Here is a 25,060-nt window from a genome sequence, read left to right as displayed (position 1 = left end):
GGAGACGGCGTGCCAGACCTTTCGGGCATCGTGAAGGCCTACGACATTCGCGGCGTGGTCGGCGAGCAGCTCGATGCGGACCTCGTCCGCGACTTCGGCGCCGCGTTCGCCCTGCTCATCAAGCCCGAGGCGCCCGCGGTGGTGATCGGGCACGACATGCGCGACTCGTCGCCGGGCCTGGCGGCGGCCTTCGCCGAGGGCGTCACCTCGCAGGGTCTCGACGTCGTGAGCATCGGGCTGGCCAGCACCGACCAGCTCTACTTCGCCTCGGGTTCGCTGAACCTGCCGGGCGCGATGTTCACCGCGAGCCACAACCCGGCCAAGTACAACGGCATCAAGATGTGCCGCGCCGGCGCGTCCCCGGTCGGCCAGGACACCGGGCTCGCCGAGATCCGCGACACCGTCGAGCAGGGCGTGCCCGGGTTCGAGGGCCAGCGCGGCACCGTGTCGGAGCGGGACGTCCTCGCCGACTACGCCGCCTACCTGCGCAACCTCGTCGACCTGTCCGCCAACCGGCCGCTGAAGATCGTGGTCGACGCCGGCAACGGCATGGGCGGGCACACCGTCCCCACCGTCTTCGACGGGCTGCCGATCGACGTCGTCCCGATGTACTTCGAGCTCGACGGCAGCTTCCCGAACCACGAGGCCAACCCGCTGGACCCGGCGAACATCGTCGACCTGCAGGCGAAGGTGCGCGAGGTCGGTGCGGACGCGGGCGTGGCCTTCGACGGCGACGCCGACCGCTGCTTCATCGTCGACGAGCGCGGCGAGCCGGTTTCGCCGAGCGCGATCACGGCGCTGGTCGCCGTCCGCGAGCTGGCCAAGGACCCGGGCGGCACGATCATCCACAACCTGATCACGTCCAAGGGCGTGCCGGAGATCGTCGCCGAGCACGGTGGCAAGCCGGTCCGCACCCGCGTCGGGCACTCGTTCATCAAGGCCGAGATGGCCAAGACCGGCGCCATCTTCGGCGGCGAGCACTCCGCGCACTACTACTTCCGCGACTTCTGGCGCGCCGACACCGGCATGCTGGCGGCGCTGCACGTGCTCGCCGCCCTCGGCGAGCAGGACGGTCCGCTGTCCGACCTGACCAGCGCGTACTCGCGCTACGCGGCCTCCGGTGAGATCAACTCCACCGTCGACGACCAGGTCGCGAAGATGATGGCCGTCAAGGACGACTTCGGCGTGCGCCCCGGCGTCGAGCTCGACGAGCTGGACGGGCTGACCGTCCAGCTGCCGGGCGGTGCCTGGTTCAACCTGCGCCCCTCGAACACCGAACCGCTGCTCCGGCTGAACGTCGAGGCCGCGAACGCCGAGGCCGTGCAGGGGCTGGTGGACGAAGTACTCGCGATCATCCGCAGCTGACCCGTCCCCGTGGAGGGGCTTCCGCGGCCAACTGTGTCCGGAAGGTGCCCTTCACCACACCTCATCGCGTGGTATGGAGGAACCATGGCCATCACGCTCGACGCCCAGCTCCTCGAGATCCTGGCGTGCCCGTCGCCCGATCACGCCCCGCTGCGCCCCGGGGCACCGGACGACCCCGAGGCCGACGCACTGACGTGCACCGAGTGCGGCCGGGTGTACCCGGTCCGTGACGGGATCCCGGTGCTGCTCCTCGACGAGGCCCAGACTCCTGGCGACAGCGGAAATTCCGATGCCGACAGTGCTTGACGACTCGTTGCTCGACGACCCCGCGCGGCTGGCCGAGGCCGACAGCGCGGGGCTCCTCCGGGCGGCCGCGATGGCCGGTGCCCAGGTGCGCGCGACCGCCGAGATGGCCGCCGAGCTGGAGCTGTCCGACCGGCTCGACGTGGGCCGTCCGCGTGCCGTCGTGCTGATCGACCGGCCGGGCGTGAGCCGGACGCTCACCCGGCTGCTCGCGGCGCTGCTGGCGCCGTCGTGCCCGGTGCCGGTCGTGGTGGCCGAGGTGGTGCCGAGCTGGATCGGCGCGCTCGACGTCGTCTTCGCGCACACCGACGACCCCGGCGACCGCGAGCTCGCCGCGTCGCTGGAACGTGCGGCGCGCTTCGGCGCTTCGGTGGTGCTCTCCGCGCCGTCGGAAGGACCGGTCGCGGCCGCGGTGGCGGGCAAGGGCGTGCTGCTGGCGCCGCGCGTCCCGGTGCCGCCCGAGCTCGCGTTCCCGCGCGGCCTGGCCGCCGGGCTGCTCACCGCGAACGCGCTGGGCCTGCTGGTGGCCGACGTCCAGGTGCTGGCCGACCAGCTCGACCTGGAGGCCGAAAAGGACTACCTGGCGCGGGACTCGTTCGCGAACCCGGCCAAGGCGCTCGCCCTGCGCGTCGCCGACCGCGTGCCGCTGCTGTGGGGGCTGGACCCGGTCGCGGTGGCCGTCGGCGAACACGCTGCGCACGCGTTCGCCGCCCATGCGGCTACTGTGTGCGACGTCGAGGACTATCGTCAGGCACTGGCGCGCCCCGCGTTGCGGCGGGCAGCGCAATCAAGTGGCGCGGAGCGTGACATCTTCGCCGATCCGGACGATCCATCAGGTGACATCCCGACCCGGGTGCTGCTCCTCTCGGTGCGAACCGGTCCGGCCACGGACGCGGCGCGCTACCAAGTCGAGGATCTGCTGCCCGGTGCGGACGTCATCGCCCCGGCCGAGGAGATCGAGGCGGACGAAATCGTACGGGCCGCGGTGCTGGCACTGCGGTTCGAACTGGCGGCGGTCTATCTCGGGCTGGCGGCGGGCAGCATCGGCGGCGCGGGCCGCTTCGAGCCCGTGACGGCCTGAGAGCCGCCGAGCACCGGCCCCGGCCGGCGCCGAAGGAGTGGAGTTGAGGTGACAGTGGAGCTGCTGCGCAACGCGGTGCGGCCCTACGCCTGGGGATCGCGGACGGCGATCCCCGAGCTGCTGGGCCGTCCGGTACCCGCGCCGCACCCCGAGGCCGAACTGTGGATGGGTGCCCACCCGGGCGACCCGTCACACGTCATCGGCCCCGACGGGACCGAGCGGAGCCTGCTCGAGCTGGTCGACGCCGACCCGGTGCGGCAGCTCGGCGAGCGGTGCGCGAAGCGCTGGGGCGGGCGGCTGCCGTTCCTGCTGAAGATCCTCGCCGCGGAGGAGCCGCTGTCGATGCAGGCGCACCCGTCGGCGGCGCAGGCCGCGGAGGGCCACGCCCGCGAGGAGCGGCTGGGCATCCCGCGGGACGCGTCGAACCGCAACTACCCGGACCCGACGGCGAAACCGGAGCTCGTCTGCGCGCTGACGGAGTTCCACGCGCTGGCCGGGTTCCGCGAGCCCGAGCGCACGGTGAAGCTGCTGAAGGCGATCGAGACGCCCGGGCTGGCGAAGTACACCGGGCTGCTCGAGGCGCAGCCGGACCCGTCCGGGCTGCGGGCGCTGTTCACGACGTGGATCACGCTGCCGCAGTCGTCGCTCGACTCGTTGCTGCCGGAGGTGCTCGACTCGTGCGTCAAGCACGTCCAGGAGCACGGCGAGTTCGCGGTCGAGTGCCGGACGATCCTCGAGCTCGGGGAGACGCACCCGCGGGACGCGGGCGTGCTGGCGGCGTTGCTGCTGAACCGGCTGACGCTGCGCGCGGGCGAGGCGATCTACCTGCCCGCCGGCAACCTGCACCTGTACCTGCACGGCACCGCCGTGGAGATCCTGGCGAACTCGGACAACATCCTGCGCTGCGGCCTGACGCCGAAGCACGTGGACGTCCCGGAGCTGCTGCGCGTGGTCGACTTCGCGTGCGGCGAGATGCCGGTCCAGTGCGGCGACGGCGGCGACCGCCTCGCGGTGTACCGCACGGACGCGCCGGAGTTCGAGCTGTCGCGCGTCGAGTGGGCGCCGGGCGAGGACGACGAGATCTCGGTCGACAGCGTGGGCCCGCAGATCCTGCTGTGCACGGCAGGCGACCTGCTCGTGACGGCCGACGACGGCGAGAAGGTCGAGCTGCGCCGGGGTCAGTCGGTGTGGCTGCCGGCGGCGGACCCGCCGGTGCGCGTGCGTCCGCTGGACGGGGCGCGGGCCCAGCTGTTCCGCGCGACGGCGGGAACCTGCGACGACTGACGCACTTCTGTGTGCGTTCCGTGTGGTGCTCTTCTCCACTATCGCTCGTAGGGGTGGTTGTTACGCCCCATCGTGTCGATTTTCGAGGAGAACGAGCTTGTGACTTCCTATCCCGATGCCGCGACCGGGCTTCCCCAGCCTGCCCCGGTCGCGGCGCCGTCCCGCCCCGGAGCGCTGCTGGCGCTCGTGGGGGTGGCCGTGGTGTCGGCGCTGGCCGCGATCGTCGACGGGGTGCTGTACTTCGTCGGCGGCCGCGACATGGCGCTGGACGTGGCGGCGCAGACGATCGCGGCGATCACCGGCGCTTCGGCGGACTCGGTGAAGGCCGACGGCGGCGCGCTGCTGGAGGCGGCCCTGGACGAGGTGCAGAGCACGCTCCAGGTACGCGGAGCGATGGCGGTGTTCTTCGGCGCGGTGCTGGTGTTGTGGGGGTTGCTGGCCCTGCGCGGCGCGGTGTGGGTCCGGGTGCTGGTGACGTTGGCGGCGCTGGCGAACGCGGCCGTGGCGCTGAGGCTGGCAACGGACATCGAGGGCGGAACGGCAGCGATCCGCGGGATCGCTTGGCTGACGCTCGCGACGGGTCTGGTGGTCGTGGCGCTGGCGTGGTTGCCGGCGATCAACCGGTACGCCCGGGCGCGCAAGGGTCGGTAACAGCTCCCTGGGGGTGGCGCCGGCCGGATTTTGGTTCGCCCGGCGTCTGTGGGCTGGGGTGGTGCCGTGAGGGGGCGGCACCACCCTGTTTGTTCCAGTGCGGGGTTACGGCGGGGGTTCGGTGAGGGCGAGGGGCGCTCACCGGAGGGGCCGGTGCCGCGCAAGCCGAGTGCGGTTCGGGGCCGTGCGAAGCCGAGGTTGAGCGGGGGCGGCCGGGCTGACCTTGTTCGGCTTCGCCGGATGAGGGGCGTTCGCGCAGGGCGGGGGTGGCCGAGCGCCGGTTGCCGGGTGAGGCGAGGGGGCTCATTGGGGGAGGCCGGCCGGTGGGCGGAGTCGGCGGGAGGTGGGCTCGGCGAGCGCAAGTCCCGCTCTCCGGAGGGGCGGCTGGGCCGGTACCGCGCGAGTGAGCAAGCCGGGCGCGGTTCGGGGCTGCGCGAAAGCCGAGGTCCGGCAGGGGTGGCCGGGCTGGCCTCGTTCGGCTTCGCCGGATGAGGGGGCATTCGTGCAAGGCGGGGTGGCCGAGCGCCGGTTGCCGGGTGAGGCGAGGGGGCTCACTGGGGGAGGCTGGCCGGTGCCGGTTGTCGGGCGGAGTCGGCGTGAGGTCGGCCCAGCCGGCCCGGAGGTGGGCCCGGCGAACGCAACTACCCAGCGCGAAGGCGACCGGGTCGGCATCCGTCGTCAGGCCGGCTCCGTCAACGCCAGCAGTGCCCGTCGCAAGGCGGCTGCGCTTGCGTCGCGTGGGTCGGCCAAGCCCTCCGCCTCGGCCGCTGCCTCCGCGGCCGCCTCCTCCTCTCCCGCCTCTTCGCAGGCCCGGCTCAGCACCAGCCACGTCAAGCCCGTTGCCGGTTTGCCGCCCATCTCGCGGAACTCGTCCAAGCACGCCCGGAGCACCGGGATCGCCTGGGCCGCGCGGCCTTCGCCGATCCAGCTCGCCGCTATCGCCCTGGTGCACGACAGCTCGCGGGGCCGCTCGTCCAAGTCTCGGGCCAGGGCGCGGGCCTCCTCGAACGCCGCCGTCGCTCGGTCGCGCGACCCCGTTGCCGCCGCGATCGCGCCCGATGTTCGCAACGACTTCGCCAGTGCCGAACGCGCCACCGTGCCGCGGAGCAGCTCCACCGACTCCGCGATCGCCGTCGCCGCCTCCGTGTCGTCGCCCGTCAGCAGGGATGACCACGCGAACCCGTGCAGTGCCGTGCCGATGCGGCGCGGGTCGCCCGAAGAGCGGGCCGAAGCCAGCGCCAGCAGGTCTACCTCGCGGGCCTCCGCCACCCGGCCCAGCCGCAGCAGAGCCGCCGACTCCGCTTCCCGGACCAGAAAGTGGTCGTCCCAAGTGGACAGTGAGCGTGCGGTCTGCAACGCCTCCTCGGCGCGGCCCAGCCCGATCAGGCAGTGCGCCAGGTTCGCCGAAACCCACGCGTGCGTGCGGTGGTCGCCGTGGGCCTCCAGCTCCTTCGCGCACTCGCGGTACGCCGCCGCGGCCTCCTCGTACTGCCCGCGCGCGTGCCGCAGCAGCGCCAGGTTCGCCTCGGCGATCGCCGCCGACGGGCGGTCCTCCGTCGCCGCCAGGACCGTTTCGTACGCCGCGCGCATGTCGGCGTAGTGCCCGTGCAGGTACAGGTACACGCTCAGCTTGTCCAGCAGCAGCAACGCCTTCCGCGCACCCAGCGACCCGATGAGCCGCACGAGATTCACGCGCTCGGCCGCGAACCACTCCTCCGGACGCTCCAGCAGCCGCTCGACCAGGGCGTCCGGCAACGGCTGCGGGAACGGCTCGTGGGCCATCGCCGGCATCGGCACCGTGCGCGGCAGGCGGGCCGCCGCCGCGTCGGCGAGCGCGAGCGTCGCCGCGAGCACCGTCGCCGCACCGCCTTCGACCGGTGGCCCCTCCGCCGCGTACAGCCGGACGAGGTCGTGCATCCGGTAGCGGCCCTCGCCGGTCGCGTCCGGTTCGCGGGCCTCCAGCAGGCTGGCTTCGACGAGCTCTTCGACCGCCTCGTCCGCGTCCGGCGCGCCGATGAGCGTCGTGACCGCCCACGCCGGCAGGTCGACGAGCCGGCACCGCCCGAGCAGCCGGAACGCGCGCCGCGCCGGGGGCCGCAGGCCTTCGTGGCTCAGCGCGATGCTGCTCCGGACGGCCAGATCGCTCACGGTCAGCTCGTCGAGCCGGCGGACCTCGTCCTCCAGGCGGTCGGCCAGCTCGCCGAGCCGCAGGTGCGGGCGGATGGCGAGCCGGCTGCCGGCGATCCGCAGCGCCAGCGGCAGCCGCGCGCACGCCGCGATGATCCGGCCGGCGTCGGCGCGCTCGCGGGCCACCCGCGCCCCGGCGAGCCGGTTGAGCAGCTCGGTGGCTTCGGCGTCGGACAGCGGACCGAGGGACAGCCGGTGCGCGCCGGCCAGCCCGCTCAGGCGCTGCCGGCTCGTCACGAGCACCGCGCAGCCCGGCGTGCCCGGCAGCAGGGCGCGGACGTGCTCGGGGTCGCCGGCGTCGTCGAGGACCACCAGCACCCGACGGTCGGTCAGCCGGCCGCGGAACACCGCAGTGCGGGCGCGGACGTCGTCCGGGACCGCCGGGCCGGGCACGCCGAGCGCGCGCAGCAGGTCGGCCAGCACCTCGCCGATTTCGCGCCCGCCCAGCGGGACGTACAGCTGGCCGTCCGGGAACCGCGCCCGCAGCCGGTGGGCCGCGCGCACGGCCAAGGTGCTCTTGCCCGCGCCGGGTTCGCCGCTGAGCACGGCGACCGGGACGCCGGCGCCGCTGCCCAGCACGGCGGTCAGCTCGGTGAGCTCGGCGTCGCGGCCGGTGAAGTCCGCGATGTCCGGCGGCAGCTGGCATACCGGCCAGACGGGCGGCGGCATGCGCGGGACCGGGTCCTCGCCGCGCAGGACGGCGGCGTGCACGCGACGCACCTCGGCGCCCGGTTCGACGCCGAGCTCTTCGACCAGCGTGGTCCGCAGCCGCCGGTAGATCTCCAGGGAGTCGCCTTGGCGCCCGGCCCGGTGCAGCGCGATCATCAGCTGCGCGGCCAGCCGTTCCCGCAGCGGGTGCTCGGTGATCATGGCCTGCAGCTCGCCGGTCAGTTCGCCGTGGCGGCCGGCGGTGAGCTCGGCGTCCACGCAGTCCTCGAACACGGCGAGCCGTTCGGACTCCAGGCGCGCGACGTCGGCGTCGAGCGGCGGGACGTGCAGCCCGGCCAGCACCGGTCCCCGCCACTGGGCGAGCGCCCGCCGGTAGTGCCCCGACGCGGCGAGGGCGTCCCCGGCCCGCTGCCCGTCGGCGACGGCCGTCCGGAAGACGAGCAGGTCGAGCTCGGCCGGCTCGACGCGCAGCCGGTAGCCGAGCGGCCCGTGCTCGACGCGCAGGCCGTCGATCTTCTCGCGCAGCCGCGAGAGGTAGGTGTGCAGGTTCGAGGCGTAGGACTTCGGCGGCCGCTCCGGCCACAGCGCTTCGACCAGCACGTCGACGTGGACGTGCTGGTTGGCGTTGAGCAGCAGCACGGCCAGCAGGGTGCGCTGCCGATCGCCGCGCAGCGCGACCCAGTGCCCCGGCGGGCTTTCGATCGCGAGCGGACCGAGGACGGCGAAGGACGCCATGTCACCTTCCCCAGGCTGGTGAGCAGGGAGAGTCACGGTAGCGGAGGAGTACGACAGAAACCGGCGGCCGGGGAAGTCGGAGGCCGGTTAGCCCGGGCGGGGACCGTCGCGGGCTCGCCGCCCTATTAGGCTCCACCCGGACATTCAGGACCAACCAGGGGAGCGGTCGTGTCAGCTGGAGGCGGAACCAAGGCGATCATCGCCGCGCTCGGGGCGAACGCCGGGATCGCGGCCGCGAAGTTCGTCGGCTTCCTCGTCACCGGGTCGTCGTCCATGCTGGCCGAGTCCGTGCACTCGCTGGCCGACACCACGAACCAGGGCCTGCTGCTGCTCGGCCAGAAGACGTCGAAGCGGGCGGCCGACCAGGAGCACCCCTTCGGCTACGGCCGCGACCGGTACTTCTACTCCTTCATCGTCGCCCTGATGCTCTTCAGCCTCGGCTCCGCCTTCGCGATCTACGAAGGCGTCCACAAGGTCGGCCACCCCGAACCGCTGGACTCGCCGATCGTCGCCGTGATCATCCTGCTCGTCGCCGTCGGCCTGGAGGGCTACAGCTTCTACACCGCCATCGGCGAATCGAAGAAGATCAAGGGCGACGCCACCTGGTGGGGCTTCATCCGCCAGGCCAAGGAGCCCGAGCTCCCCGTCGTCCTCCTCGAGGACGCCGGCGCGCTGCTCGGCCTGGTCCTGGCGCTGCTCGGCGTCGGGTTGTCCGTCGTCACCGGCAACCCCGTCTGGGACGGCGTCGGCACCCTCGCGATCGGCGTGCTGCTCGGCGTCATCGCGATCATCCTGATCATCGAGATGAAGAGCCTGCTCATCGGCGAAGGCGCCACCGAGCCGATGCTCGCGACCATCGTCGACGAGCTCGCCGCGGGCAAGGTCGAGCGGGTCATCCACATCCGCACCCAGTACATGGGCCCGGACGAGCTGCTCGTCGCGGCGAAGCTGGCGATGGTCCCCGGCCTCGACACCGCCGAACTGGCCTCGGCCATCGACGACGCCGAGGCGCGCGTCCGCGCCAAGGTGCCCGTCGCACGGCTGATCTACCTCGAACCGGACCTCGACCGCAGCCTCGCGAAGTAGGCCCAGCCGTTCGGCGAGCCGTCACGCGTCTGACCCGATAGGGTGACCTACCGCGATACACGCAGGCCAGCGGCAGGAGGTCAACGGTGCCCGGAACGGGATTGTGGCGCACTAAATCGATCGAACAGTCTATTTCGGACACCGATGAGCCGGATACCAAGCTCCGGCGGAACCTGAGCGCGTGGGACCTCACGGTGTTCGGTGTCGCGGTCGTCATCGGCGCCGGCATCTTCACGCTCACCGCGCGCGCTGCCGGTGACTACGCCGGTCCGTCGGTCTCACTCGCGTTCGTCTTCGCCGCGATCGCCTGCGCGCTGGCGGCGCTCTGCTACGCCGAGTTCGCCTCGACCGTGCCGGTCGCGGGAAGCGCTTACACGTTCTCCTACGCCACGTTCGGCGAGTTCATGGCGTGGATCATCGGCTGGGACCTGATCCTCGAGCTCGCCGTCGGCGCGGCCGCGGTGTCCAAGGGCTGGTCGGTCTACCTCGAGACGGTGCTCGGCTACCTCTTCGGCAAGGGCGCCAAAACGACGTTCGACATCGGCGGCGTCACGGTCGACTGGGGCGCGCTGGTCGTCGTGGCGATCCTGACGACGCTGCTGGCCGTCGGCACCAAGCTGTCTTCGCGGGTCTCGATGGTGATCACCGGCATCAAGGTCGCCGTCGTGCTGTTCGTGATCATCCTGGGCATCTTCTACATCAAGGGCGCCAACTACTCGCCGTACATCCCGCCGGGCTCGACCGGCGGCTCTGGTGAGACCGGTGTCGACCAGTCGCTCTTCTCGCTGATCGCGGGTGGTGCGAGCAGCTCGTACGGCGTCTTCGGCCTGCTGGCCGGTGCCTCGCTGGTGTTCTTCGCGTTCATCGGCTTCGACATCGTGGCGACCACCGCCGAGGAGACGAAGAACCCGCAGAAGTCGGTGCCGCGCGGCATCTTCGGCTCGCTGATCATCGTCACCGTGCTGTACGTCGCGGTCTCGCTCGTGGTCGTCGGCATGACGTCCTACAAGGACCTGGCCACTTCGGCCGGCGACGGCAGCCACAAGACGCTCGCCACGGCGTTCTCCGCCAACGGCGTCGACTGGGCGGCCAACCTCATCTCCTTCGGCGCGCTGGCCGGCCTGACCACCGTCGTCATGGTGCTGATGCTCGGCCAGGTCCGGATCATCTACGCCATGTCCCGCGACGGCCTCATGCCGCGCAGCCTGGCGAAGACCGGCGAGCACGGGACGCCCAAGCGCGCCACGCTCATCGTCGGCGGCCTGGTCGCCCTCGCGGCGACGTTCTTCCCGGCCGACAAGCTCGAAGAGATGGTCAACGTCGGCACGCTCTTCGCGTTCGTGCTGGTCTCGGCGGGCGTCCTGGTGCTGCGCAAGACGCGGCCCGACCTGCCCCGCGCGTTCAAGGTGCCGCTGGTGCCGCTGATCCCGATCCTGGCGATCCTGGCCTGCCTGTGGCTGATGCTGAACCTGACCGTGCTGACGTGGCTGCGGTTCGTCGCCTGGATGATCGTCGGCGTGCTGATCTACTTCGGCTACAGCCGGCGGCACTCGCTGCTCGGCAAGCGCCAGGCCGACGGGCTCGACGAATCCGTCAAGGCTCCGGAGGCCTAGCGTCACCCACCCGTTCGTGAAGCCCCGCCGATCCGCGTTCGCGCAGGTCGGCGGGGCTTTTTCGCGGAACTTCACATCGGACGATCTTGCGTTTCGTGCCTAAAAGGGGACCCGGTGTAGCCAGTCGAGTGACGTGCGATACCTTTCGATCCTTCGCGTGCCACTGACGGGTGAATTACAGCAGCGTGATTCGCACGCTCGGTGGCTTCGCGACCCCAGATTTCGCAAGTGCTCTCTCCCCGCCGGTATCAGGAGTTCTGAATGCGCAGACGTACCTTCCGCGGCGCCGTCGCCGTCATGGCGCTGACCACCGCAGCCCTCATCGGCACCGCCGGCTCCGCGCTGGCCTGCCACAGCGACGACAACCGCCCGCACCCGACGCCGGGTCAGGCGACGCCGTGCGCCAAGGGCACCGACCTCAAGCAGAGCGACGTCGAGTTCAAGATCGTCAAGAACCGCCTGAACATCTCGAAGGTGAACGAGGGCGTCACGGTCACGCGGATCGTCGTCGTCGGTGGCGATGACGGCTTCAACGACTACACCCCCGGCAAGCAGGGGCTCGACAAGGCCGCGCCGTGGAACGACCTGCGCGCGCCGTTCAGCCGCAACGGCCACCAGGCCGACCTCGACCACTGGTACCTCTGCGGCAAGAAGACCGACAAGCCGACCGAGACCACGAAGCCGCCGACGACCAAGCCGACCGAGACGACGAAGCCCAGCGCTCCGGCGACCTCGGACACCTCGGTTTCGCCGTCCAGCACCGCTCCGGCCGTCGTCCCGGCGGGCAACGAGTCCGGCACCGGCGGCGGCCTGGCCAACACCGGTTTCGACAACATGTGGCTCGTGTGGATCGCGGCCCTGCTGATCCTCGGCGGTGGCGGCCTGCTCGCGCTGCTGAAGTTCCGCCGCAAGGCTTCCGAGTGAAGCTGAGCTAGCTCGCGGTCGAAGGCCCCTCGCTCCGGCGAGGGGCCTTCACTGTTTCGGGGGGAAGTCCGCGAAGAGCAGGCCCTGTTCGCCGCCGGCCGGTTTGCCGAGACCGGCGGCCATCGCGACGGCGTGGTCCCACTCCGCGTCGACCACGTAGTCCTGGTGCTTGAGCACCCCCGGCGCCCAGCGGTGCCGCCCGGTCGGGCCGCGCAGCGGGTCCGGCAGCCAGTGGTCGCCGCCGAGGATGAGGACGCCGTTCGCGTCGGCCTTCGCCTTCAACGGCCCGGTGCCGCCTTCGGGCTGGTAGCCGACACCGTAGAGCTGCCGGTCGGAGACCTCGTGCCGCCAGGTCGTCACGCCGCCGCCGAAGATGTCGGTGCCCCGGCAGAGGGCGCGCCAGCGGCCGTCCAGGTCGGCGAAGAGCGTCTCGAGCGATTCCTGCGGGAGCAACGCGGGGAAAGCACGCTGGTAGCCCCACTGCAACGGGGAGCCGGCGGTGAGCACGCCGACGCGTTCGAGGTCGGCGGCCGGCAGCTCGGCCGCCAGCCGGGCGGCGGCCATGACCGTGAGCAGGCTGCCGAGGTTGTAGCCGGAGAGCACCACGCGCGTCGCCGGTTCGGTGAGGTGCTCGCGCGCCCGCGCGGCCAGTTCCGGGACGACTTTCAGCGCGTAGCACGGCGGCACGGTCGGGTGCGCCGCCCGCGGCCAGAAGCAGACGAGGTCGGCCAGCGCCCCGAGGTGCCGGCTGCGCTGCGGGGTCCGCGCGGCCGTGTAGACGACGCGCAGCAGGCCCGCGGCCAGCGCGCCGAGCGCGACCACGCCGATCGCGGACAGCGGCCCGAACCAGCCGGGGACGAGCCCGAACCCGAACCGCAGCACCAGCAGCGCCGCGCCACCCGCGGACATCGCCGACGCGACCGTGAGAGCGAGGTGGTGCAGGTGCCGCCGTTCCCACGCCGAGCGCGCCCACGCCGCCGCGGCCTGCGCCTCCTGCCGCTCGTCGTGCTCCATCAGCCCGACGATCTCCGGGACGCCCCGCCGCACCCGGCGCAGCGGGACGGCGACCGCGAAGCCCAGCGCGGCGAGCACCGCGGCCAGCGCCAGCCCGGCTCCCCACAACACCGTGACCAGCAGGTACGTGTCGGGCACGTGCAGGAGTTCCGCGCCGGACAGCCGGCGCAGCGCTTCGGCGAGGCCGGCGCCGAACCCGCCGCCGAGCAGCCCGGCCAGCGCGAGCACCGGCGCGGCCGCCCAGCCGCCCAGCCACGGCCGCAGCCGGCGCGGCTTGTGCACCCAGCCGGGCCGGGCCAGCAGCGCGGCCGGGACCAGGAACAGCGCGAACAGCACCGTGACGGCGACCAGGGCCGCGCCGAGCCCTTCGACGACGCCGTTGGTCCCGGGCAGCGGACCCGGGCCGGGCCGCAGCCGCACGGCGGCCACGACGACGAGCAGCGCGGCCAGCGCGATCACGCCGGGGCGGGCGAACCGGCCGGTGTCGACGCCGATCGCGGCCGCGACGACCGTGGCGAGCACCAGCGCCAGCGTGATGATCCACACCACCAGGTCGAAGACGGCGCCCGGCACCCGGAACGGCCCGCCGAGCAGCAGCAGCGCGACCGAGACCAGCGCCGCGACCGTGTGCAGGCAGCGCAGCGCCGGGGTGTCCGGGTCGGCGCGCATCCGCAGCGGACCGCCGGTGAGGTCGCCGTCGGCGTGCACCGCCCACGTCGCCGACGAGATCCGGTGCAGCACGAAGATCACGGCCAGCAGCGGCACGACGCCGACCGCGATCCGCGCCGGCACCGAGCGGAGGACGTCGGGGACGACGGGCAGGCAGCCGGACCCGGGCGCGAGGCACTGCGTGGCGAAGAGGTCGAGCGCGATCGTCGCGAGCTGGCCCATCAGCAGCATCGTGAGCAGCAGCGCGCTGACGCGCAGCAGGCCGCGGCACACCGCGCCGAGCACGCGCGGCAGCCGTCGGCCGGGCGGGGCCGGCGGCAGCATCCAGAACGTGACGTTGGCGAGGGAGAACGGGAACAGCAGTGCCCAGGTCGCCTTGGCGGCGCCGCCGGAGGTCATCCCGTGCCACAGGTAGCCTTCGAGGGTCCGCGGGATCGACCGGCCCAGCGCCGGCAGCACGGGCCCGGGTGCCGGCCGTCGCAGGCGGTCGGCCGGGCGGATCACGCGGCCCAGCCCGTCGCCGGCGACGTCGACGGTGGACACCGCGTCGAGCAGCGTCTCGCCGCTGGTGCCGACGAGTCCGGCGACGCGGATTTCGACGACGCGGGTGTCCGGGCCGGGCATGGGCACGGTGCAGGCCTCCTACGCGATCCTGGGGCAGGTCGAGCGGACAACGGTAGTGTTCGGACGTCATCGAGTCTTGGAGGAATCGCCACTATGCCCCCCGAAAGCGTTGCCAAGCGGCACCAGACCCGCGGCGGCATCGAGTTCGCCGTCGCCGACCTCGACGCCGCCGAATTCGGCCGCAAGGAGATCCGCCTCGCCGAGCACGAGATGCCGGGCCTGATGGCGCTGCGGCGCGAATACGCGGAGGTCTACCCGCTGCGCGGCGCGCGCGTCTCCGGTTCGCTGCACATGACCGTGCAGACGGCCGTCCTGATCGAGACGCTGGTCGCGCTGGGTGCCGAGGTGCGCTGGGCGTCCTGCAACATCTTCTCGACGCAGGACCACGCGGCCGCCGCGATCGTCGTCGGCCCGCACGGCACGCCCGAGGAGCCCCAGGGCGTCCCCGTCTTCGCGTGGAAGGGCGAGTCGCTCGAGGAGTACTGGTGGTGCACCGAGCGGATGCTCACCTGGGACGGCGAGGGCCCGAACATGATCCTCGACGACGGCGGCGACGCCACGATGCTGGTGCACAAGGGCACCGAGTTCGAGAAGGCGGGCGTCGTCCCGACCCCGGACGAGAACACGTCGGACGAGTTCCGCGTGTTCCTCGAGCTGCTGCGCGACTCGGTCGCGGCCGACACCGGCAAGTGGACCAAGATCGGCGAGGGCGTCCGCGGCGTCACCGAGGAGACCACCACCGGCGTGCTGCGGCTGTACCAGCTCGCCGCGGCCGGTGAGCTGCTGTTCCCGGCGATCAACGTCAACGACGCGGTGACGAAGTCGAAGTTCGACAACCGCTACGGCATCCGCCACTCGCTGATCGACGGCATCAACCGCGGCACGGACGTCCTGATCGGCGGCAAGGTCGCGGTGGTCTGCGGCTACGGCGACGTCGGCAAGGGCGCGGCGGAGTCCCTGCGCGGCCAGGGCGCGCGCGTGGTCGTCACCGAGATCGACCCGATCTGCGCGCTGCAGGCGGCGATGGACGGCTACCAGGTCCGCACGCTGGAGAACGCGCTGCCCGAGGCCGACATCGTCATCACGACGACCGGCAACAAGGACGTCGTGCTGGTCGAGCACATGGCGAAGATGAAGCACCAGGCGATCCTGGGCAACATCGGCCACTTCGACAACGAGCTCGACATGGCGGGCCTGGCGCGCTACCCGGGCATCCGGCGCATCAACATCAAGCCCCAGGTCGACGAGTGGATCTTCCCGAACGGCAACACGATCATCGTGCTGTCCGAGGGCCGGCTGCTCAACCTGGGCAACGCGACCGGGCACCCGTCGTTCGTGATGTCGAACAGCTTCTCGAACCAGGTGATCGCGCAGATCGAGCTGTTCACCAAGTACGAGGAGTACGACAAGGAGGTCTTCCGGCTGCCCAAGAAGCTGGACGAGAAGGTGGCGAAGATCCACCTGGACGCCCTGGGCGGCGAGTTGACGAAGCTGACCAAGGAGCAGGCCGAGTACATCGACGTGGACGTCGAAGGCCCGTTCAAGGCGGATCACTACCGGTACTGAGGTAATTGGGTTTCAGCAGGTCAGGGCCGTCCCGAACGTGTTCGGGGCGGCCCCTCTGTTTCGCCTGGGGGACAGCCGATGAGTGAAGAATGGACGATATGGCCACTGAGGCCCGCGCCTGGCAAAACCGCTTGGTCGCTGAAGGCAAGCTGCTCACTTTCGCGCCGGAGGGCCCGGTGCCGAGCCTCGACGAGATCGAGGAGCTGTCCCGTGGCTGGGGCACCGCCGTCAGTGAGGCGCTGGACTGGACCCGGGGCAAGTGGTGACGGTATGCAGAGCGGAGTAGCCAAGGCCAACGGATTCGAGGTGTTATGACCGTCGAGCTCTTCGCCGGGATCGCCGTCCGCGACTTCGAGGGCGCCGTCGCCTGGTACGAACGCCTCTTCGGCTCCCCGCCGACCTTCGTCGTGCACGACACCGAAGTCCTGTGGGAAGTCACCCCGCACGGCTCCGTCTACGTCGTCCAGCGACCCGAACGGGCCGGGCTCGCCATGCACACCCTCTTCGTCGAGGACTTGGACGAACGGGTCGCCGGGATCTCCGCGAGGGGTATCGAACCGGCGGACCGGGAGACCTACGACAACGGTGTCCGCAAGATCATCTACCGCGATCCCGAGGGAAACGAGCTCGGCATCGGCGGCGGTCGCTAGGCACGCCGTGATCGGGCGAACCCCCAGGCGACGAGTGCCGCCGCCACAACCGTGAGCGTCAGGCCCGCCACCGTCACCGCCTCGCGGAATTGCGCGGTCTGCTCCGCGCTCCAGTGCGTCGTCGCGATGTCGCCGGTGAACAGTGCGGCGAGGATTGTGCCGGTCGCGGCGATGCCCGCGCCGGAGGTGACTTCGGTGGCCGTGTCGGTGAGGGCCGCGCCGATCGTCGTGCGGTTCTCCGGCAGGCCGCGCAGGACGTTGACGCCCGCGACGACGCCGACCACGCGCATCCCGGCCGCCACGAGCACCAGCGCGAGCGCCACCCACGCGTAGCCGAACCGGCTCAGCAGGCCGTACACGGCGAGCCCGGCCACGACCGCCGCGGCGCTGATCCACGCCGCTCGTTCGAGGCCGGCCCGGCGCACGAACGGGCTGACGAACGCGCCACCGGCGACCAGCACCACGACCTGCGGCAGCATCCCGGCGGCGGCGAGCGCGGGCGGCCAGCCCCAGTCGAGCTGCAGCTGCAGCGTCACCAGGTAACCCAGCCCGGCGGTCGCGAGCCCGGCGGCGGCCTTGAACGCCAGGCCGCTGGACACCAGCGGGTGCGCGACGAGCTTGAGGTCCAGCAGCGGATACCGGGCCGACCGCTCGCGGACGACGAACAGGAGCGCGGCGGCGACGGCCGCGGCGGTGGCGGCCCAGGGCTCCCAGGCGTCGGGGCCCTCGTTCACGAACAGCGTCGGGGCGACGAGCGCGAGCACGACCGTCGCCGTGCCGAGCACCGCGCCGAGGACGTCCACCGGGTCGCGGTGGAGGCCGGCCGGGTCGTCCGCGGCGATGCCGAACCGGACGCCGACGAACGCCAGCGCCGCGACCGGCACGTTCACCAGCAGCAGGACCTGCCACGGCGCGATCGCGAGCACGAAGCCGCCCGCGGTCGGGCCGATCGCCAGCCCGACCAGGCCCACGGTCGAGATGAGGGTGGTCGCGCGGACGCGCAGGCCGTCGTCGCCGAACAGCCGGAACGCCAGCGCCATCGAGCCCGGGGTCGTCATCGCGGCCGCGACGCCCATCGCCACCCGCACGGCGATCAGCTGCTCCGCGGTGCCGACGAACGCGGTCGCCAGGCTCGCGACGCCGAGCAGGACCAGGCCGATGAGCATGATCCGCCGCCGGCCGAACCGGTCGGCCAGCGCGCCGAAGGCCAGCATCAGGCCGCCGAACACCACGGCGTAGGCGCCGGTGACCCACTGCAGCGTGGTGGTCGACGCGGAGAGTTCGCGCCCGATCGTGGGCAGCGCGACGTTCAGGATCGAGTTGTCGAGCATCTCGAAGAGGAACACCGCGGAGAGTCCCGCCAGGGCGACCCACGCCTCGCGCAAGGATCGAGGGGCGGGTTCGGTGAGAATGCCGGTGGTCTGTTCGGAGGACATGCCACTAAGTTAACTGACTAAGTTTAGTGACACAAGAGAGGGTGATCCGATGCCCAGGACCGGCGAGCGTGGCGGGCCGCAGACGCGGGCGAAGATCTCGCAGGCCGCCACCCGGCTGTTCCTCGAGCGCGGGTTCGACGCGGTGACGGTCGCCGAGGTCGCGAAGGAGGCCGGGGTCTCGAGCGTGACCGTCTTCAAGCACTTCCCGCGCAAGGAGGACCTCCTGCTGGACCGCCAGGTCGACGCGGCCGACGTCCTGCGCTCGGCGGTGCGCGACCGCGCGCCGGGCGTCGACGTGCTCGAGTCCCTGCGCGAAGCGACCCTCCGGCTCCTCGACGAGCGCCACGGGCTGTCCGGTGTCGCCGACGGCGCGATCCCGTTCTTCCGGACGGTCGCGGCGTCGCCCGCCCTGATCGCGCGGGTGCGGGAGATCGGCGCGGACCTGCAGCGGCTGCTCGCCGACGAGCTCGCAGGCGACCGGGACTTCGACGACGACGGGCCGCTGTTCGCGGCGTTCTTCATCGCCGGTTACGCCACGGTGCTGGTGCGGACCGCCAGTCGGCTCATCGACGGCGGCGAGCCGGACGTCGTGGCGGCCGACCACCGCGAACGGCTGGAGCGGCTGTTCGTCGCCCTGCGCAGCGGCGTGGTGTGATCAGTTCCACTCGACGGCGACGCCGGCCAGCCCGGGCCCGGCGTCGCTGAAGAACGCGCTGCTCACCCCGCCCATGTCGCACGCCAGCTCCTCCGCCACCACCGGCAGGGCGTCGTCGCGCGCCCGGACCTGACGCGTGCAGCGGGCCGGCAGCGCGTTGCGGTCGAAGCGCAGCTGGACCAGGTAGCTCGCGCACCGGTCGCGAAGCATCCGGTAGTACCCCGGCGACGCCGAGCCCGAGTCGTCGCGGACCTCGTAGCAGAACACGTGGATGTCGCCCTCGGCGAGCTTGCGGTCGAACAGCAGCTCCGTCGCCATCGTGTCCGCGTCGGGGTTGCGGCGCATCCGGCCGATCCGGCAGCCCTCGTCGGTGATCAGCTCGACGTCGTCGATCCGGCAGCCCGGATCGCCGTTGTAGACCGTCAGGTAGCGGTCCGGGCCGTGCCGGCGCGCCCGCGTCACCAGCCGCGTGCGCAGGCTGACCTGGCGGTGCTCCGCGTCGAACGTGATCGTGTCGTGGACCGACAGCAGCTCGAGGTCGGCGTTGTAGTGGTTCGACGACGGGTACGCGCCGAGCTCGGCGAGCAGGTCCTCGACGATCGACCCCATGTCACCGGAACGCAGGTCGTGGAACGACGCCGCCGGCTGGTGGCCGCGGCGGACCAGTCGCGGTCCGATCAGCACCACGAGGGCGTCCGCGGGCAGCTGGAGGACCGATTCCAGGGCCCGGACCGCCGGGAGTGCCTTGGGCACCTCGGGCTGGCGCAGGCCGCGTTGCCAGTAACTCAGCGTGGACTGTCCGATTTGGACCCCGCGCAGCGCGAGGTGCGCGCGCAGCCGCGCGAGCGAGAGGCCGCGGTAGGCGATCGCCAGTCTCAGGGCGTGGTGGAACTCGCCGGTGCGGAGCGCTTCGGTCAGCTCTTTCGGCAGTTCGGCGACCGATGCCCGGGTCGTACGGGCGCCATCGATGATCAGTGGGAGGTTCCCGTCTTGTGCCACCGCTCGTCCCTTCACCCGACCAGTGTGTGCGCTGGGCGTGAACACCGCGGAACGTTCACGTTAGCAGCGTAGAGTGCCCGGGCCGACCCCCGTTCAGGGTGGTTGGCCTCGTTGTGGTCACTGTTCCGCGTTCCGGCTGTGACCCGGAACGGTCCGTTCCTCCGGATGGCGTTCTTGCTCCTTGTGACCGGGTTGTTCACCGTTGTGACCACCGCTGGTTCGCCCACGTTCGAGCAGGAGGCCGTCCGTGCTGGTGAAGTCGAGCCGGGTACACGCCACGTTGGCCGTGTGCCTGATGTTGTGCCTGGTCGCGCCGGCCACTGCCGGAGCCGCGCCCGGAGTGCCGTCGACCTTCCAGACCCGAATCACGATGCAGTCCCAGGAGCGGAGCCAGTGGTGCTGGGCGGGCTCCGGGGCCACGATCGCGGCCTTCCACGGCGCCGCGGTCAGCCAGACGCGCTTCTGCCAGCTCGCCCACGGCGAGACCGGAAAGGACTGTGCGAACCTCCCCGGCACCCTCGCCGACCCGCAGCGCGCCTTCGCCAAGCTCGGGTTCGCCTCGCCGGGGCGCTACCTCGACCACCGCATCTCCTACGCCGACGTCCGGACGCAGGCCGCCGCGAACCGGCCGGTCGAAACCCGCGTCGGGTACCGCTCCGGCGGTGGCCACACCCACGTCCTCTACGGCTACGACACCAGCGGCGGCTGGGTGTCCTGGGGCGACCCGGGGCCCGCCAAGCGCTACAACTGGTCGACCTACGGCTACTACACGCACAACTCGTCGTTCACCTGGACGCACACGCTCACCGGGATCTCCCGATGAGCAGGCGGGCGCTCGTGCTCGCCGTGCTGACCGGCGCGGCGCTGCTGATGACGGCACCGGTGTCAGGCGCGGCCCAGGCCGCCGGCATCAGCAGCGCCGACGCCGTGGCCGCGCACGCCGCGGCGGCGGACCTCCAGGACACGCTGGTGCGGTTCTTCGCCCAGGCGCCGGACGCGAAGGGGCCGGTGACGGTCCAGGTCGCCCCGGACGCCTACCCGGTCTACGAGCTGTCGCCGGACTTCGTGGTGGGCAAGCCGGGCGCGGCGCCGGGCGACTTCGCCTACTTCGCGGTGCCCGCACGGGCCTCCGACGGCCGGACCGCGACGCTCTGGTCGGTCCGCGGGGACGACGGCGCCTGGCAGATCGGCAACATCGCCTCGGGCGACGTCGAGGCGGCGTTCGCCCGCACCCTGCCCGCGGGCGCCCAGCTGCTGCACGAACCGCAGGTCGACGCCTGGTACGCGGTCCGCGACGGCCGCGTCACGCCGCTGTCGGCGAGCACGGCCGCGGTCACGGTCGCCGACTACCAGCGGACGGTTTCGCAGCGGTACACCGACAAGCTCCCCGGCTCGGCCTACGCCCGCGAAGGCGAGGCGGGCGGCTACGACGCGACGTCGCAGGTGATGCCCCGCGGCGACGGCGGCCCGGCACCGTCCGGCCACGACACCGGCTGGGTGCCGCTGCTGATCCTGGTCGGCGTGCTGGCCGTCAGCGGCGCGGGCTACGTGCTGCACCTGAGGCGGATCTCCGCCTGAAGACGAACCGGCGGGCTCGGCGTCGATCCCCTTCCACCGAGCCCGCCGGTCCACCACCGTTACTGTGACCCCCGTGGGTCGACTGGTGGTCATCGAAGGGCTCGACGGCGCGGGCAAGCGCACGCTCGCCGACGGGCTGACGGACGCGCTGAGCGCGAAGGGCGCGAGCGTCGCGAAGCTGGCGTTTCCGCGCTATGGCGAGAGCGTGCACGCCGACCTCGTCAAGGAGGCGCTGCACCGCGGGCACAGCGACCTCGCCGACTCGGTGTACGGCATGGCCGTGCTCTACGCGCTCGACCGCAGCGGCGCCGCGGACGACATCCGCGCGCTGCGGGACACGCACGACGTCGTCCTGCTCGACCGCTATGTGGCCTCCAACGCGGCGTACGCGGCCGCGCGGCTGCGGCAGGACGCCGCGGGTGAAGTCGTGAAGTGGGTGTGGGAGCTCGAGGTCGCGCGGTTCGGCTTGCCCCGCCCCGACGCGCACCTGCTGCTGCGGGTGGCACCGGCGGTGGCGGCCGAGCGGGCGGAGCGGCGGGCGGAAGCGGAGACCGACCGCGAGCGCGACGCGTTCGAGACCGACGACGGGCTCCAGCGACGCTGCGCGGCCGTGTACGACGAGCTGGCCGCGTCGGGCTGGCTGGCGCCGTGGCACGTCCTGGACGGTGTCGCGGGCGTCGACCTCGAAGGGCTCGCGAAGACGCTGCTAACGCAGTAACCGGGCCGGGTCGAACTGCGCGATCGGGTGGGCCGTCGCGCCGTCCACCACCAGGTCGGCGACGATCTCGCCGATCACCGGCGCGAACTTGAACCCGTGGCCGGAGAACCCGCACGCCAGCACCACCCGCTCCTCGTCCGGGTGCGGTGCCACGACGAAGCTCTCGTCGGCGGTGTCGGTGTACATGCACGTCGCCGCGCGGAGGAATGCTCCCGGCAGCGTCGGGAGGTGCCGTTTGACGACGGACGAGATCTCGTGGACCTCTTCGGCCGACACCGTCCGGTCGATGCCGTCCGGAGTGCACTCGCGGCCGCCGGTGTGGAACGCGACCTTGACGCCGTCCGCGGGTGCGTTGTGCGCCGGGAAGCCGTAGAAGGTGTAGCCGTCGCCTTCCCAGAGGTACACCGGGTGCTCCCGGAACGGCTCGATCCCGCCCGAGGGCGCGAACCAGTACTGCACCTGCCGCCGGACCGTGAACTCCACGCCGAAGTCGCGCAGCAGCTCACCGGCCCACGCTCCGGGCGCGAGCACCAGCCGGTCGGCCGTGTAGTAGCTGTGCGACGTCCCGACGCGCACCCCGCCGGCCATCGTGCTCCAGGTGAACACCTTCTCCTCGTGGTGCAGCTCGGCGCCGCACCGCGCGGCGAGCTGCAGGTGCGCGGCGACGCTGCCCTCGGGCGACACCAGCCCGGCGCCCGGTTCGTACAGCGCGACTTCGTCCGCCGACGGCGCCAAGGTCGGGAAGCGCCGCCGGATCGCGGGAGCGTCCAGGAGTTCGTGCGGGATGCCGAACGCGCGGGCCGAGGCCACGCTGCCGGTGATCGTGCGCGAGCCGGCCGTGCCGACCATGATCCCGCCGCAGCGGGTGAACAGCCGCCGTCCGCTGTCGCGTTCGAGGCCCTCCCACAGCTCGTGGGCGCGCAGCAGGAGCGGGACGTACTCGGGGCCTTCGAGGTACGCCTGGCGCGTGATCCGCGAACCGCCGTGGCTCGACCCGCGGTTGTGCACCGGCGCGAACTGGTCGATGCCGAGCACCCGCTGCCCGCGCCGCGCCAGCCGGTACGCCGCGGCGCTGCCCATCCCGCCGAGGCCGAGCACGATCACGTCGTAGTGCGTCATCCGACCCTCCCCGGCACACGTTCGCCGAAGTGCTCGATCTCGACCGGTGTCCCGGATGCGCTGTGCTCCGCCGGAAGCCAGGCGTACGCGAGGGCCTGCCCCAGGGTGTGGCCGTACCCGGCGCTGGTGACGTACCCGGCCGCGCGGCCTTCGACGTACACGGGTTCCTTGCCCTGCAGGACTTTCCCGGTCGTCAGGCGGGTCAGCCGGCGGCTCACGGTCGCCGGGGACCGGCCCGCCAGCGCGTCCCGGCCGAGGAAGTAGCCCTTGTCCCGGCGGACGGCGTCGCCGAGCCCGGCCTCGTAGGGGTCGTGCTCGGTGGTGAAGTCGACGCCGGCGACGGGCGTGCCGGCCTCCAGCCGCAGGCTCGTGAACGCCTGGTGGCCGGCGACGGCGATGTCCCGTTCGCGCAGGGTGTCCCACAGGTGACGGCCGAGGTCCGCCGTCGTGTGCAGCTCCCAGCCGGGCTCGCCCACAGTGGACAGTCGCAACGCGACGACCGGGACGTCGCCGACGTACGTCTCCTCGGCCGAGCAGTCCGTTGTGGACAGTTCCGGCAGCAGGTCACCGGCCAGCGGTCCCCACACGCCGAGGCAGCACGTGCCCGGCGTCGTTTCGTGGACCTGGACGGTGCCGTCGCCGGGCAGGTGCCGCCGCAGCCAGGCGAAGTCGAGACGCCCGCCCGCGCCGACGTGGAACCGCTCGTCGCCGAGACGGGCCACGGTGAGCCGGCCGCGCACCCCGCCGTCTTCGCCCAGCAGCAGCGTTTCCGTGACCGTGCCCGGCGGATTCGCGAGATCGCCGGTCGTCATGGTGTGCAGGAACGGCAGCGCGCCGGGACCGGTGACGGCCAGCCGCGGCACGGACGTCAGGTCGAACATCGCGACGCGCTCGCGGGTCGCGTGCGCTTCCGCACCCGCCTCGGACGCGTACCGCTCCGGCCGCGCCCAGCCGCCCGCCGAACCGAAGTGCGCCCAGCGTGAGCTGCCGTTCGTGGCAGGGACCGGTCCGCACCGGCTCCGCGGTGAACCGGGCCGACGGCGCGAACCGGGCGAGGTCGCAGCCGTGCAGCGCGAGCACCGGCTGCCCGTCGACGAGCCAGCGCGCCAGCTCGCGCGCGACCCCGGCGGAGTGTTCCGCGCGGACGGCCTTCGCCACCCAGAAGCCGTCGAGCTCCGGGTGCTCGCCCAGCAGCGGCAGCCCGTCGGGGGTGCCGGGCAGCAGGATCTCCGTCGTGGCTTCGGCCGCGGCGTCCCGGAGCGCGGGCAGGAGCGCGACCGCCGATTCCCACGCGCCGCCGACGCCGAGCCGGTCGACGTGCTCGCGGACGGTCAGCCCGGTGCCGAGGTCGCGCAGCACGGGTTTGCCCGCCTGGACGTGTTCGTCGTTGTGCCCGGCCAGGTCCGGCAGCGGCGACGTCCGCGTGTACCGCAGCCGCCGCGGCGCTTCGGGCAGGGCGAGCCCGTCGGAGCCGTCGCAGAACACGACGACGTCGGCCCGCACCCGCCCGGTCGCGGTGACGACCCCGGTGACGCGGCCGCCGGCCCGCTCGACCTCCAGGACCTCCTCGGCGCTGAACCGCGCGCCCCGGGCCTTCGCCCGCCGGGCCTGGGCTTCGGCCGCGCGCCGCGCGTGCAGCAGGCCGTCACCGGGGACGTGGAACCCGCCCAGCACCCGGGTTTCGTCGAGGAGCGGGTGCAGGTCGGCGCACTCGCGGGGCGTGCGCAGGAAGCCGCGCACGCCCCACGACGTCGCCCAGCCGTGCCGCCGCTTCAGGTCCGCGAGCCGTTCGGGCGTGGTCGCGAGGTCCAGGCTGCCGACCGGGTTGAAGCACCACTGGCCGTCGAGGCCGCCGTACTTCGCCGCGGTGTACTTCGCGAACTCGGTGAGCGTGCGATCCGCGTCGGTCCGGAACACCAGCCCCGGCCGGTCGTCCGTCTCGCCGCCGCCCAGGACGGTGACGTCGGTCCAGCCGCGTTCGGTCAGCTCGTCCGCCAGTGCGCAGCCGAGCAGGCCGCCGCCGGCGACGACCACCCGGGGCCGTGCTGCCATCGTGTTCCTCCGGGCGACGAAGTTGCGTCTTCGGCAACAACGTGCGTTATGCGAGACGTCGTGTCAAGCGCCCGAAAAGGTG

Annotated in this window: 20 protein-coding genes and 1 pseudogene; 15 read left to right on the top strand and 6 right to left on the bottom strand. The window is 72.4% G+C overall.

The genetic code is table 11. From position 1 onward, the window contains the following. Positions 1-9: 9 nt before the first annotated feature. The 5 genes from QSK39_RS04805 to QSK39_RS04785 all read left to right on the top strand — a co-directional run bounded on the left by QSK39_RS04805 (position 10) and on the right by QSK39_RS04785 (position 4,684). Complete coding sequence (locus QSK39_RS04805; RefSeq protein WP_285476438.1) at positions 10-1,365, top strand: phosphomannomutase/phosphoglucomutase; 1,356 nt, start codon at positions 10-12, stop codon at positions 1,363-1,365. Between the two features lie 84 nt (positions 1,366-1,449). After that, positions 1,450-1,671, top strand: coding sequence for a Trm112 family protein (locus tag QSK39_RS04800; RefSeq protein ID WP_285476437.1), 222 nt, complete (start codon positions 1,450-1,452; stop codon positions 1,669-1,671). Beyond that, complete coding sequence (locus QSK39_RS04795) at positions 1,655-2,749, top strand: serine/threonine-protein kinase (protein ID WP_285476436.1); 1,095 nt, start codon at positions 1,655-1,657, stop codon at positions 2,747-2,749. The genes QSK39_RS04800 and QSK39_RS04795 overlap by 17 nt, the downstream gene beginning before the upstream one ends. Positions 2,750-2,803: 54 nt before the next feature. Then, positions 2,804-4,033 (top strand): mannose-6-phosphate isomerase, class I, encoded by a 1,230-nt coding sequence (manA, locus tag QSK39_RS04790; protein ID WP_285477928.1) that lies wholly within the window; start codon positions 2,804-2,806, stop codon positions 4,031-4,033. Between the two features lie 99 nt (positions 4,034-4,132). Then, on the top strand, positions 4,133-4,684 hold the full coding sequence (locus QSK39_RS04785) for a hypothetical protein (protein WP_285476435.1): 552 nt from the start codon (positions 4,133-4,135) through the stop codon (positions 4,682-4,684). 678 nt (positions 4,685-5,362) lie between these two features. Here the strand turns inward: QSK39_RS04785 and QSK39_RS04780 are convergent. Continuing rightward, on the bottom strand, positions 5,363-8,275 hold the full coding sequence (locus tag QSK39_RS04780) for an AfsR/SARP family transcriptional regulator (RefSeq protein WP_285476434.1): 2,913 nt from the start codon (positions 8,273-8,275) through the stop codon (positions 5,363-5,365). Between the two features lie 168 nt (positions 8,276-8,443). Between QSK39_RS04780 and QSK39_RS04775 the strand changes: the two genes are divergently transcribed. The 3 genes from QSK39_RS04775 (at position 8,444) to QSK39_RS04765 (ending at position 11,898) form a co-directional block, all read left to right on the top strand. Beyond that, positions 8,444-9,361 (top strand): cation diffusion facilitator family transporter, encoded by a 918-nt coding sequence (locus tag QSK39_RS04775; protein WP_285476433.1) that lies wholly within the window; start codon positions 8,444-8,446, stop codon positions 9,359-9,361. A gap of 86 nt (positions 9,362-9,447) precedes the next feature. After that, positions 9,448-10,974 (top strand): amino acid permease, encoded by a 1,527-nt coding sequence (locus tag QSK39_RS04770; RefSeq protein WP_285476432.1) that lies wholly within the window; start codon positions 9,448-9,450, stop codon positions 10,972-10,974. A gap of 261 nt (positions 10,975-11,235) precedes the next feature. Then, positions 11,236-11,898, top strand: coding sequence for an LPXTG cell wall anchor domain-containing protein (locus QSK39_RS04765; RefSeq protein ID WP_285476431.1), 663 nt, complete (start codon positions 11,236-11,238; stop codon positions 11,896-11,898). A gap of 48 nt (positions 11,899-11,946) precedes the next feature. Here QSK39_RS04765 and QSK39_RS04760 read toward each other — a convergent pair whose 3' ends face one another. Beyond that, on the bottom strand, positions 11,947-14,205 hold the full coding sequence (locus tag QSK39_RS04760) for a hypothetical protein (RefSeq protein ID WP_285477927.1): 2,259 nt from the start codon (positions 14,203-14,205) through the stop codon (positions 11,947-11,949). Between the two features lie 93 nt (positions 14,206-14,298). Here QSK39_RS04760 and ahcY point away from each other — a divergent pair, with 93 nt between their 5' ends. The 3 genes from ahcY to QSK39_RS04745 all read left to right on the top strand — a co-directional run bounded on the left by ahcY (position 14,299) and on the right by QSK39_RS04745 (position 16,421). After that, complete coding sequence (ahcY, locus tag QSK39_RS04755) at positions 14,299-15,771, top strand: adenosylhomocysteinase (RefSeq protein WP_285476430.1); 1,473 nt, start codon at positions 14,299-14,301, stop codon at positions 15,769-15,771. A gap of 98 nt (positions 15,772-15,869) precedes the next feature. Then, a complete protein-coding gene (locus QSK39_RS04750; RefSeq protein WP_285476429.1) occupies positions 15,870-16,037 on the top strand; it encodes a hypothetical protein in 168 nt (55 codons plus the stop codon). Between the two features lie 45 nt (positions 16,038-16,082). Beyond that, positions 16,083-16,421 carry a VOC family protein gene (locus tag QSK39_RS04745; RefSeq protein ID WP_285476428.1) on the top strand — a complete coding sequence of 113 codons (339 nt, stop codon included), beginning with the start codon at positions 16,083-16,085 and terminating at the stop codon, positions 16,419-16,421. Here the strand turns inward: QSK39_RS04745 and QSK39_RS04740 are convergent. Further along, on the bottom strand, positions 16,418-17,857 hold the full coding sequence (locus QSK39_RS04740) for an MFS transporter (RefSeq protein ID WP_285476427.1): 1,440 nt from the start codon (positions 17,855-17,857) through the stop codon (positions 16,418-16,420). The two genes, QSK39_RS04745 and QSK39_RS04740, sit on opposite strands and share 4 nt — an antisense overlap. Positions 17,858-17,906: 49 nt before the next feature. Here QSK39_RS04740 and QSK39_RS04735 point away from each other — a divergent pair, with 49 nt between their 5' ends. Continuing rightward, positions 17,907-18,512 carry a TetR/AcrR family transcriptional regulator gene (locus tag QSK39_RS04735; protein WP_285476426.1) on the top strand — a complete coding sequence of 202 codons (606 nt, stop codon included), beginning with the start codon at positions 17,907-17,909 and terminating at the stop codon, positions 18,510-18,512. Here QSK39_RS04735 and QSK39_RS04730 read toward each other — a convergent pair whose 3' ends face one another. After that, positions 18,513-19,511 carry a hypothetical protein gene (locus tag QSK39_RS04730; protein ID WP_285477926.1) on the bottom strand — a complete coding sequence of 333 codons (999 nt, stop codon included), beginning with the start codon at positions 19,509-19,511 and terminating at the stop codon, positions 18,513-18,515. Between the two features lie 247 nt (positions 19,512-19,758). Between QSK39_RS04730 and QSK39_RS04725 the strand changes: the two genes are divergently transcribed. From QSK39_RS04725 to QSK39_RS04715, 3 genes are all read left to right on the top strand, one after another. Continuing rightward, a complete protein-coding gene (locus QSK39_RS04725; RefSeq protein ID WP_285476425.1) occupies positions 19,759-20,334 on the top strand; it encodes a papain-like cysteine protease family protein in 576 nt (191 codons plus the stop codon). Continuing rightward, positions 20,331-21,089: a hypothetical protein gene (locus QSK39_RS04720; protein WP_285476424.1), complete on the top strand. Its 759-nt coding sequence runs from the start codon at positions 20,331-20,333 to the stop codon at positions 21,087-21,089. The genes QSK39_RS04725 and QSK39_RS04720 overlap by 4 nt, the downstream gene beginning before the upstream one ends. A 64-nt stretch (positions 21,090-21,153) precedes the next feature. Then, positions 21,154-21,807, top strand: coding sequence for a dTMP kinase (locus tag QSK39_RS04715; protein WP_285476423.1), 654 nt, complete (start codon positions 21,154-21,156; stop codon positions 21,805-21,807). Here the strand turns inward: QSK39_RS04715 and solA are convergent. Together solA and QSK39_RS04705 are read right to left on the bottom strand one after the other, a co-directional pair. Next, positions 21,796-22,926, bottom strand: coding sequence for an N-methyl-L-tryptophan oxidase (gene solA / locus QSK39_RS04710; RefSeq protein WP_285476422.1), 1,131 nt, complete (start codon positions 22,924-22,926; stop codon positions 21,796-21,798). The two genes, QSK39_RS04715 and solA, sit on opposite strands and share 12 nt — an antisense overlap. Beyond that, positions 22,923-24,978 (bottom strand): annotated as a pseudogene (locus QSK39_RS04705) (FAD-dependent oxidoreductase). Before QSK39_RS04705 ends, solA begins: the two are co-directional and overlap by 4 nt. Positions 24,979-25,060: the final 82 nt, after the last annotated feature.

The sequence above is a fragment of the Amycolatopsis sp. NBRC 101858 genome (assembly GCF_030269325.1).
GTDB lineage: Bacteria > Actinomycetota > Actinomycetes > Mycobacteriales > Pseudonocardiaceae > Amycolatopsis > Amycolatopsis ponsaeliensis.
This window is presented reverse-complemented; position numbering and strand designations above follow the sequence as displayed.